This is a genomic window from Pseudomonas flavocrustae (assembly GCF_029872515.1).
Lineage (GTDB): Bacteria > Pseudomonadota > Gammaproteobacteria > Pseudomonadales > Pseudomonadaceae > Chryseomonas > Chryseomonas aestiva.
In genome coordinates this window covers 26,398-36,213 of sequence record NZ_JAPDIQ010000019.1, presented here as the reverse complement: position 1 = coordinate 36,213, position 9,816 = coordinate 26,398, and the positions used below count along the sequence as shown (strand labels likewise).

Annotated in this window: 10 protein-coding genes; 6 read left to right on the top strand and 4 right to left on the bottom strand. The window is 67.4% G+C overall.

Annotated elements, in window-relative coordinates; translation table 11 throughout:
- The coding region (locus tag OMP44_RS24495) for an AbrB family transcriptional regulator (RefSeq protein ID WP_280311546.1) at positions 1–1,043 on the top strand (1,043 nt) is incomplete at its 5' end.
- A 21-nt stretch (positions 1,044–1,064) separates the two neighbouring features.
- Here OMP44_RS24495 and OMP44_RS24490 read toward each other — a convergent pair.
- Positions 1,065–1,325, bottom strand: coding sequence for a hypothetical protein (locus OMP44_RS24490; RefSeq protein ID WP_133862885.1), 261 nt, complete (start codon positions 1,323–1,325; stop codon positions 1,065–1,067).
- Positions 1,326–1,530: 205 nt separating this feature from the next.
- Between OMP44_RS24490 and OMP44_RS24485 the strand changes: the two genes are divergently transcribed.
- On the top strand, positions 1,531–3,069 hold the full coding sequence (locus OMP44_RS24485; protein ID WP_280311545.1) for a GGDEF domain-containing protein: 1,539 nt from the start codon (positions 1,531–1,533) through the stop codon (positions 3,067–3,069).
- A gap of 28 nt (positions 3,070–3,097) precedes the next feature.
- Here OMP44_RS24485 and OMP44_RS24480 read toward each other — a convergent pair whose 3' ends face one another.
- Positions 3,098–4,117, bottom strand: a complete 1,020-nt coding sequence (locus tag OMP44_RS24480; RefSeq protein ID WP_280311544.1) for a GGDEF domain-containing protein — start codon at positions 4,115–4,117, stop codon at positions 3,098–3,100.
- Between the two features lie 340 nt (positions 4,118–4,457).
- Here OMP44_RS24480 and OMP44_RS24475 point away from each other — a divergent pair, with 340 nt between their 5' ends.
- A complete protein-coding gene (locus tag OMP44_RS24475) occupies positions 4,458–5,270 on the top strand; it encodes an HDOD domain-containing protein (RefSeq protein WP_218568720.1) in 813 nt (270 codons plus the stop codon).
- A 124-nt stretch (positions 5,271–5,394) separates the two neighbouring features.
- On the top strand, positions 5,395–5,667 hold the full coding sequence (locus tag OMP44_RS24470; protein WP_133862881.1) for a hypothetical protein: 273 nt from the start codon (positions 5,395–5,397) through the stop codon (positions 5,665–5,667).
- Between the two features lie 66 nt (positions 5,668–5,733).
- Here the strand turns inward: OMP44_RS24470 and OMP44_RS24465 are convergent, their stop codons facing one another.
- Positions 5,734–5,988 carry a hypothetical protein gene (locus OMP44_RS24465; RefSeq protein WP_133862880.1) on the bottom strand — a complete coding sequence of 85 codons (255 nt, stop codon included), beginning with the start codon at positions 5,986–5,988 and terminating at the stop codon, positions 5,734–5,736.
- 152 nt (positions 5,989–6,140) lie between these two features.
- Between OMP44_RS24465 and OMP44_RS24460 the strand changes: the two genes are divergently transcribed.
- Complete coding sequence (locus tag OMP44_RS24460) at positions 6,141–6,908, top strand: hypothetical protein (RefSeq protein WP_280311543.1); 768 nt, start codon at positions 6,141–6,143, stop codon at positions 6,906–6,908.
- A gap of 3 nt (positions 6,909–6,911) precedes the next feature.
- Here the strand turns inward: OMP44_RS24460 and OMP44_RS24455 are convergent, their stop codons facing one another.
- Complete coding sequence (locus OMP44_RS24455) at positions 6,912–7,685, bottom strand: SIR2 family NAD-dependent protein deacylase (protein WP_280311542.1); 774 nt, start codon at positions 7,683–7,685, stop codon at positions 6,912–6,914.
- Between the two features lie 196 nt (positions 7,686–7,881).
- On the opposite strand from OMP44_RS24455, the gene OMP44_RS24450 reads away from it, so the two are divergent.
- Complete coding sequence (locus OMP44_RS24450) at positions 7,882–9,810, top strand: AAA family ATPase (protein WP_280311541.1); 1,929 nt, start codon at positions 7,882–7,884, stop codon at positions 9,808–9,810.
- Positions 9,811–9,816: the final 6 nt, after the last annotated feature.

The window sequence follows — 9,816 nt, the reverse complement described above, 5'->3', positions numbered from 1 at the left end:
ATCCTCCACTGCTGCAATGGCTGGCCCTGATCCTCTGCTCCGCCCTGGTCGGCGGCGGACTCAGCTGGCTGCAAGTTCCCGCGGCGCTCTTTCTCGGCCCCATGCTGGTGGCCATCGGCTTTGGCGTCTGCGGCGCCACCATTCGCCTGCCACGGCGTCTGTTCCAGACCGGCCAGGGCGTGGTGGGCTGCCTGATCGCCCATGCCATGACCGCCGCGGTGCTGCTCACGGTCGCCGAACACTGGCCGGTGATGCTGCTGGCCACCGCCCTGACCGTGCTGCTCAGCCTGCTCACCGGCGCCCTGCTGGTGCGCTTCGGTGGTCTGCCCGGCAGTACCGCTGCCTGGGGCACCACGCCTGGCGCCGCGGCCGCCATGGTGGCCATGGCCGAGGAATACGGCGCCGATCCCCGCATCGTCGCCACCATGCAATATGTCCGGGTGGTCTGCGTGGTGCTGATCAGTGCCCTGGTCGGCCGGTTGCTGGGCGCCGAAGGCAGCGGCACCGGGCATCAGGCGACGGTGGTCAGCCTGGACGGCCACTTCGCCTTCAACCTGGCCCTGACCCTGGCGGTGGCCCTCGCCGGCAGCTGGCTGGGCGGCCGGCTGTTTCCTGCCGGTGCCCTGCTGCTGCCGATCGCCCTCGGCGCCCTGCTGCAACTCAACGGCTGGCTGGACATCACCCTGCCCCATCTGCTGCTCGCGGCGGCCTATGGCGCCATGGGCTGCTATGTCGGCCTGAGATTCGACCGGGCCACGGTCGCCTATGTCTGGCGCGCCCTGCCCAAGTTGATCTTCGCCTCACTGCTGCTGATCGCGCTCTGTGCCTTCTCGGCCCTGCTGATGGCGAAGCTGATGCACGTGGAATTTCTTACCGCCTACCTGGCGACCAGTCCGGGCGGACTGGATTCCATGGCCATCATCGCGGTGGATGCCCATGCCGATGTCGGCCTGGTGCTGGCCATGCAGGCGCTGCGCCTGATCGGGGTGGTGCTGACCGGGCCGTTGCTGGCCCGGCAACTGGTCAAGCTGGCCCCCAGCTAGCACGAGCCGAGGGCGCGGCCATCAGGCCGAGCGGCGACGCTCGACCTGGGCGGTGATGTTGTAGCCCTCGGCGGCATGACCGCGCACTACTACCCGGGCATCCGGATAGAACCCCTTGAGGCGCTGTTCGAAGAGAAAGTAGATTTCCGCACCGACCCGGATCTCCGCGGGATCGGTCAGGGTCAGGGAAAAGTTGCGCACGGGATCGGCGGCATGCTGCGGCTCGTTCTCCTCGATGCGCTGCATGGCGTCTTCGACGATCTGTTCGGCGATCTGCGACATCTTTGACCTCCCGGTCGGGCAGTTGGCTGGGCGCCATCTCAAGGACAGCTATATCGCTAGTGACCACGGCTGTGACGCGAGGATTCGTACGCTCTGCAAGATTCCGACGAAACTGTAGACTTGTCTGACTTTTATCCCCGTGTAGTGGCCTGAATCGCCCGGCGCGCGGTCTCCTGCACACCGAGGACGAGGAAGCTTTCCCGCCATGGTCGACGCCGACGATACTCCCCTCCCGCCGCGCAACCCGGCCACCCAGCGCCGGGCGCTGTGGCTGCTGGTCTGTGCCGTCGCGGTGATCCTGGCGCTGGAGTCCTGGCAGGTATGGCGCAATTACCAGAACGCCTTCGCCAGCGCGCGCAGCGACGTCGGCAACATCGCCCTGGCGGCGGCGCAGCATGCCGACGACGCCATCAAGGAAGCGGATTCGCTGCTGGTCAGCATCCGCGACCGCCTGGAGGATCAACCCCTCGATCACCTGGACCGCCCCCGGGTGCATCGCCTGCTGGCGCGCCAGGCCGCCCTCCTGCCGCAACTGCACGGGCTGTTCATCTACGGTCGCGATGGCGAATGGCGGGTGACCGACAAGAGCAGCGAGCCGCCCCGGGCCAACAATGCCGATCGCGAGTATTTCCAGTTTCACCGCCAGCACGCCGCCGACGTGCTGCACGTCGGCACGGTGATCGAGAGTCGCAGCACCCACGAGTTGATCATCCCGGTATCACGCCGGCTGGAAGACCGCGACGGTCGCTTCGCCGGTGTCCTGCTGGCCACCATCCGCCTGCAGTACTTCGTCGACTACTACGAGCGCTTCAAACTGGACGCCCGCGGCGCCATCACCCTGGCGCAGGACGATGGCACCCTGATGGTCCGCCGGCCCTATGTGCCCGAGCACGTCGGCACCCCGCTGGCCAGCAGCACGCTGTTTCGCCAGTACGTGACCCAGGCCCCCAGCGGTACCGCCCTGGTGCGCGCCATGCTCGACGGCCGCGAACGCCTCTATGCCTTCCAGCATCTGGAAGGCTATCCGCTGGTGGCGCTGGCCGGTATCTCCCGGAGCGACATCCTCGCCAGCTGGCGCCAGGACATGCTGAGATCGGTGACGGTGGTGGGCCTCATCATCGTCGGCATGCTGGTCTTCGGCTTCAGCCTGCTGCGCGAGATCCGCGCCGGCGAACGCAGCGCCGTGGCCCTGCGCCAGGCCCATGACGAGTTGCACCTGCTGACGCTCAAGGACAGCCTGACCGGGCTGGGCAATCGTCGGCAGTTCGACAACCTGCTGCCGGTGGAGCTGGCCCGGGCGCAACGCAACGCCCAGTCGCTCAGCCTGCTGATGATCGACATCGATCACTTCAAGGCCTACAACGACCACTACGGCCATCCCGCGGGCGATCGCTGTCTGCAGGCGGTGGCCGGCGTGGTGGCCTCGGCGGCGCGCCGCCCGGGCGACCTGGCGGCGCGCTACGGGGGTGAGGAGATGGTCCTGCTGCTGCCCAACTGCGACGAAAGCGGCGCCCAGCGGGTGGCCGCCACGGTCCAGGAACGCCTGCAGGTACTGGAGGTGGCCCATGCCACCAGTCCCTTCGGTCGCATCACCGTCAGTCTCGGCATCGCCGTCCAGCCGCCCGGCCAGACCCCGCCGCCCCAGCCCGCCGACCTGCTGGCCAGCGCCGATGCCGCGCTCTACCGCGCCAAGCACCTGGGCCGCAATCGCACCCATCCGCCGCTGGCAGATCAGGGGCTCTAGACGTAGCCAGGGCGCCGTGCGGACGGGCCTAGCCGCAGATCATGCCGCCGCGGTAGTGCACCCGGTCCTTGCCGGCGCGCTTGGCCTGATAGAGCTCGCCATCGGCCTGCTTGAGCAGCTCCGAGGGCTGATAGCCCGGGGCGAGGCGCGCCACCCCGGCGCTGAAGGAAAAACAGCTGCCGGTACAGGTGCTGCTGCGGATATCGTCCAGCAGCGCCTGCAGTCGCTGCGCCAGCTGGCGCTCATCCTCGGCCTGCAACAGCACGCCGAATTCCTCGCCGCCCAGGCGCCCGAAGCGTCCACCCGGGAAGTGCCTGCCCAGGGTAACGGCCATCTCCTTGAGCACCTGGTCCCCCACGTCGTGGCCGAATCTGTCGTTGATCCGCTTGAAGTCGTCGATGTCGAGCATGACGAAATACCAGGACGGCGATCCCTCTCGGCAGACCTGCTCCATGTCCAGCATTAGTGCGCGGCGGTTGCTGATCCCGGTGAGGGCATCGGTTTCCGCCTGCAGCCGATAGCTTTCCTTGAGTTCCAGGGTGCTGGCGACGATGCGGACGAAGGTGGCATTGAGCAACAGCCCCAATGCCAGGCTGGCCCCCAGCATGACCACGAACAGCGGCAGGGCCGCCGCGGTGATGGTGTCCAGTTCGCCATAGAACAGCAGCAACCAGACCGCCGCGGCGGCGATGCCGTAGTCGAGCACATGGGAAAACAGAATGGTCGAGCCGAGGATGATGACGATGGCCATGGGAATCATCCAGGCATGGCCAGCCTCGCCCATGCCGAGGATCTGGAAGCGAAAGGCCAGGGCCTCGAACAGCACGAATACCAGGGCGAACAGGCGCCAGACGGCGAAACGCCGGGCAGTGGTCATGGCCAGGCAGGAGCCGATCATGCCGGCAAAGGCCAGCCAGCCCCAGGCCGGCACCCCGGCGGTCAGGAAGGGGTTGATCAGCGTGCTGATCAACCAGCCCAGGATGCCGGTGCTCTGCGCCAGCACATTGGGCAACTGCAGCATCTGGCGAATGTGAGTCTGATAAGTCATTGCACAACTCGAACGCCAAATTTAGTGGCCAACTGATATCACTGGATGCTATCCCATTCGTGGCCCGTCGTCGGCGGAAAGCGGACTCAAGCAAGACAATAGACGTCTGGTTATCGCTTCGCCCATCACTGGAACGCATAGGACCACGGCCACGCACGGATCGAGCCAACGGACGGCGGCGAAATGACGCCACCGGTCAGCTCATCCTGCAACCCGCAGCGCCCGGCCCGCTAAGCTCATCGCTGCGGATTCTCGGCTAGGCTTGGCAGCGCCCAGGCCGTCGTTCATGCTTTCAGCGACTTATCAGTTCCCACCTTCGGTATAGAACAAACCAGGCGCCATCATGGAAATCGATGCTCTGTTCGATCACCTGCATACCCTTCCCAGCATTCCCAAGGTGGCTCAGGAGCTGATCCAGCAGTTCGACGATCCTAACAGCAGCATCGAAGACGTCGCTCGCAACCTGGCGCTGGATCCGGTGCTCTCGGCCAAGGTCCTGCGCCTGGCCAACTCGGTGCGTTTTCGTGGCGTGCGACCGTCCACCAGCATCGAAGGCGCCGCCATCCGCCTGGGCTTCGACGCCCTGCGCACCCTGGTGCTGGCCTCGGCGGTGACCGCGGCCTTCCGCCACAACCCCAGCTTCGATCCGCGGGACTTCTGGCAGCACAGCTTCGATGTGGCCAGCATCTGCCGCGTCCTCGCCCGCCAGGCCGGTGCCGATCCCGAGACCGCCTTCACCTGCGGCATGCTGCACAGCATCGGCGAATTGCTGATCAGGACCGCGGCACCCGACATCGCCGTGCGCATCGACGCCGAGCAGCGCGCCCCGGTGCCGGCCGACCAGGCCATCGGCTTCGGCTATCCGGAGGTGGGCGCCGAGCTGGCCCGCCGCTGGCAGCTGCCGGTGGTGATCCAGCATGCCATCGCCTACCAGCTGCATCCCCAGGATGCGCCCGAGGATTCCGCTCCGGCGCGCATGGTTGCCCAGGCGCGCCTGATTTCCTTTGTCCTGCGGCGGCACGGCGGCATCAACGACCAGGCCAAGGCGGCGCTGGCCAATCCGCTGCTGGAAGGCGTGGATCTGGAGCTTCTGCTGGGCGAACTGCCCGAGGTGATAGAGGCGGACAAGGCCTTCGGTACCCTGATCAACTGACCGGCCGTCCCCTGCACGGGCAGCGCCACCGCCTGCATCACAAATCTGCCAGCCGGTCATGGCAAAAGTCGAACGGGTCGCCCAAGAATCGGTCGAAGCGTTATAGCTGACAGGAGTGATTGCGATGGCCGAGCCGCTGAAGTTCACGGATGCGAACACCATTATCAAGGGCGCTTTTCAACCGATGCTGTGCGCCATGACCGCCCAGGATCAGGCGACCTTCAACGTCGAGGTCTATGCGCCCAACGGTACGGCGCTCCTGCAACGCCGCATCGCGCGGGTCGATCTGCTGGACAACTCCCTGCTGGAAGCCTTCATCTGCGACAGTCGCGCCCGTATCGAGCGGGCCACCCATGAGCGACTCGACTGGCAGGTCCGCTACACCCGCGCCTGCTGAGACTTTTCCGCCGTCACAGGCTGCGATCGAAAAAAGGCGCCCTGAGAGGCGCCTTTTGTTTGACCATCAATCGTTAAGCACGCGCTTCTGCTGGCTGCCCTGGCCCTTGGTGGCAGGCGTCTTGTCGGCCTTCTTCTGGGTGGACGGCGTGGCGCTGGAGGTATCGTCCGCGCTGTCTCTGTTGCTGGTGTTGGAGCTGCCCGGGGCGCCGATGCCGTTGCCGGTCACCCCGGCGTCGTTGTTGCTGCTGGCGGCCAGGCTGGGACCGGCCACCAGGGCCAGGGCAGCGCTCAGGGCAAGGATCAGCGGGGTCTTGCGCATCTTGGTGTCCTCCGGCCGCGAAAGGAAGGGTGTCGCGGGCTGCACCCTGGTTGATTAGGCCAAAGCCCGGGCCAAGCGTTCCCGCCTTCCTATAGACTAACGGCCATCCCGCCGCACCCCGACAGGTGCGGCCGTCGCATTCAGGAGTTGCCGTGAAGCACCGTTACCTCATCGTCGATCGCACCGCGCTCGATACCCCCGCGCTGTTCGACTATCTGGCCGAGGCGCCGCAGCACCGCGTCATCGTTTCCGGCAGCACGGCCGAGCAACTGTTCGCGGCGGAGCTCTGGCCGCGCCTGCGCGAACGCCTGGCGCCCCACGCCGAGCGCTTCTTCTTCGCCGACTCCAGCGGTCCGTTGCTGCAGGCCGAGCTGGAAGGTCGCAAGCCCGGCCTGCTGGACCGCGAACTGACCCTGGCCTTCAAGCAGGCGGTGACCGCCGACGCCGAGGACGATCGCGTCCTGGTCCGCATTCGCCGCGAATTGCTCGATACCGACGACGATTACCAGACCAACCGCCGCATCTTCCTCAACAGCCTGCTCGGCCAGATGCGCCGCGCCCTGCCGGCGGGCGCGGTGACCGCCGGCAACTGGCAGGACGCCGTCCGCCAGGCCATCGCCGCGGCCCAGCAGGGCCTGGCCAAGGGTTTCGCGCCGGGACTGGCCGATGCGCCCTTCAAGGTCTTTCTCAAGGCCTATCCGCTGGCGGCGCGCTATGTCGCCCAGCTCGCCGTGCTGCTGATCACCGCCGGGCGCCAGGACAACGACGTCCTGATCGACCGCTTCGTCGCCCAGGATCCGGCGCTGGTCGCCACCCTGTTCGACGGCCTGCTGACCGAAGACGACGAGCAGCGTCAGGCTTACACCGCCCTCAAGCGCGCCCTGGATGCCCTGGGGACCGGTGGCCAGGCGCTGCACTAAAGGCTAGAGGCGCTCCAGCAGCGCCGGCAGAATCATCCCGGCTGCGCCCAGCAGCTGCCAGTCACCCTTGAAATCCGCCGCCGGCTGCGGATCGATGCGCACCACCGTGGCGCCCTGCTGGCGCGCCACCCCGGGCAGACTGGCCGCCGGCTGCACCAGCCCCGAGGTACCGACCACCAGGCAGAGGTCACAGCGCTCGGCCAGGGCCCAGGCGCTGGCCAGGGCCTCTGCCGGTAAAGCCTCGCCGAACCAGACCACCCCAGGCCGGGCCAGACCGCCACAGGCGGGACAGAGCGGCGGCGCCACGAGTTGCTCCGCCGATTCCGGCAACGCCGGCGCTGCCAAGGGCCGCGCACACGCGAAGCAGCGCGGCGCATGCAGGCTGCCGTGCAGATGAATCACCTCGCGACTGCCCGCGCGCTCGTGCAGGTCGTCGACATTCTGGGTGACCAGGCGCAACCGCCCGTGCTGCCGGCCCCAGTCCGCCAGGGCACGATGCGCGGGATTGGGCTGGGCCGCCAGCACCTGGGCACGTCGCCACTCGTACCAGCTCCAGACCCGCACCGGATCCTCGACGAAGGCTTCGGCCGTGGCCAGTTGCGCCGGATCGAAGCGCGCCCAGAGCCCGTTCAGGGCCTCGCGAAAGGTGGCGATGCCGCTTTCCGCCGACACGCCGGCACCGGTCAGGACCAGCACCTCGTCGGCCTGGCGCAGGTGTTCGAGCAGCACCGGCGGCAACGCGGCGAGACCGTCGCGACAGTCGATGGGATTGGGCATGGATGCGTTGACTCCTGACATCTGCGGCAAAACAACAGGGTCTTGCGGACCGCGAAAAAGACCGAAAGTGTGACGCTACTCGACGGATGGTGAGTCCACTCATCGTTTTCCGGGGAACTGAGGTTCACCCTTTTCGCCACAGGCCGATAATCCGGGAGTCCGCGTCCGATGTCGCTCCTACCCTAACGGTATGTGAATGAAGAAGTCCGTCGTTTCCAAATATCCGCGCCTGCTCATCGCCGGCGCCCTGGCCCTCGTCACCGTCCTCAGCCTGGCCAGCTGGCTGTGGCTCACGCCCAGCACGCCGGCGCCTACCGCCACCGCCATGCTCGCCAGCGTGCAGCAGGCTCCCGAACACTGGACCCAGCAGCCACGTGATCTCTCCGTGCTGCTGGGCGATCTGCGCGCCAAGGCCATCACCGGCGCCGTGATCGGTGATCACACCCTCTACATAGACACCAATCGCGGCGAGCACTACGCCGTGGCCGACAACGGCGGGCGCATCGCCGATCGCCTGCTGGCCGACTACGCCACCCAGGCCGAACCGCTGTTCCCGGTGGCCACCTGGAGCGAATCCGGGCAGCGTCATCCCTGGCTCGACGCCCTGCTGATCAACCTGCCGGGCTACCTGCTCCTGCTGTTGCTGGCCATCCCCCTGGCCCTGAGATTCGCCAGCCCCTTCAAGCTGCATCGCAAGGGCACCGGCATCTCCTTCAAGGATGTGGTCGGCGCCGCCGAAGCCAAGCGGGCGCTGGAAGACGTCACCACCTGCCTGCGCAATCCCAAGGCCTTCGCCGCCCTGGGTGCCCGTCCGCCCAAGGGCGTGCTGCTGACCGGCGAGCCCGGCACCGGCAAGACCCAGCTGGCCAAGGCCCTGGCCACCGAGTGCAACGCCCACTTCATCCAGGTGACCGGTAGCGACTTCTCCTCGATGTTCTTCGGGGTCGGCATCCAGAAGGTCAAGTCGCTGTTCCGCACCGCGCGCAAGAAGGCGCCCTGCATCATCTTCATCGACGAGATCGACGGCATCGGCCGCCGCGCCGAGCAGTCGCGCTCCAGCGATGCCGAGGCCAACCGCATCATCAACCAGTTCCTCACCGAGCTGGACGGCTTCGACGGCACCAGCGGCGTGCTGGTGCTGGGCGCCACCAACTTCGCCGATTCCCTGGATCCGGCGCTGCGCCGCGAAGGTCGCTTCGACCGCACCATCGCCGTGCCGCTGCCGAGTCTGGAAGACCGCCGTGCGCTGTTCGAACTCTATGCCGGCAAGCTGCCCTGCGCAGGCGAGCTGGACCTGGCCGCCCTCTCCCGCGGCACCGTGGGCCTGACCCCGGCGGCCATCGCCTACATCAGCAACCACGCCGCCCTACTGGCCGCGCGCGAGAACGCCAGCGCCGTGACCATGGCGCACTTCGTCGAGGCCATCGAGACCTGCCGCATCGGCGAGCAACCGGTCGGCGTCACCCCGCTGGGTTCGGCCGAGCGCACCCGCATCGCCGTACACGAAGCCGGTCACGCCCTGGTCGCCGCGGTGCTCAACGTCGGTCGGGTGGAAAAGGTCACCCTGCTGCCCCGTGGCCAGGCCCTGGGCGTGACCCTGATCACCCCCACCGAAGACAAGCGCCTGCACCTGAAGTCGGAACTCGAAGGCCGCATCCAGATGCTGCTGGCCGGTCGTTGCGCCGAGCAGCTGTACTTCAACGAGGTCTCCTCGGGTGCCGCCCAGGATCTGCAGGAAGCCTCCAAGCTGGCGCTGTCCATGGTCGCCTCCCTGGGCATGGGCCCGAGCGGCTCGCTGCTCAGCCTGCAGGCCCTGCGCGACGCCGGCATCGAGTTCGACGCCGGGCCCAGCATCGCCTCTGCCGATCAGCTGCTGCACAGCCTGGATCACCGCTGCCTGGCGCTGATCACCGAACTCAAGCCGGCGCTGGACGACATCACCGACCAGCTGCTGCGCGACGAGACCATTCCCGGCAGCGCCGTGGCCGAAGCCATCGCCCGCGCCAGCGGCCTGGAAGCCTGCGGCGCCCTCAATCGCGCCCTGGCCTTCGTGCCGGAGCGTTCGACTGATTCGCGCGCGGGTGACAGCGAGCCGAGCATCGCGGCGGCCTTCAAGGGCGAGTGACGCCAG

Excerpts from the sequence above, each read along its gene's own strand:
- OMP44_RS24490 (WP_133862885.1), bottom strand. The coding sequence starts at position 1,325 with ATGTCGCAGATCGCCGAACAGATCGTCGAAGACGCCATGCAGCGCATC.
- OMP44_RS24485 (WP_280311545.1), top strand. The coding sequence starts at position 1,531 with ATGGTCGACGCCGACGATACTCCCCTCCCGCCGCGCAACCCGGCCACC.
- OMP44_RS24480 (WP_280311544.1), bottom strand. The coding sequence starts at position 4,117 with ATGACTTATCAGACTCACATTCGCCAGATGCTGCAGTTGCCCAATGTG.
- OMP44_RS24470 (WP_133862881.1), top strand. The coding sequence starts at position 5,395 with ATGGCCGAGCCGCTGAAGTTCACGGATGCGAACACCATTATCAAGGGC.
- OMP44_RS24465 (WP_133862880.1), bottom strand. The coding sequence starts at position 5,988 with ATGCGCAAGACCCCGCTGATCCTTGCCCTGAGCGCTGCCCTGGCCCTG.
- OMP44_RS24455 (WP_280311542.1), bottom strand. The coding sequence starts at position 7,685 with ATGCCCAATCCCATCGACTGTCGCGACGGTCTCGCCGCGTTGCCGCCG.
- OMP44_RS24450 (WP_280311541.1), top strand. The coding sequence starts at position 7,882 with ATGAAGAAGTCCGTCGTTTCCAAATATCCGCGCCTGCTCATCGCCGGC.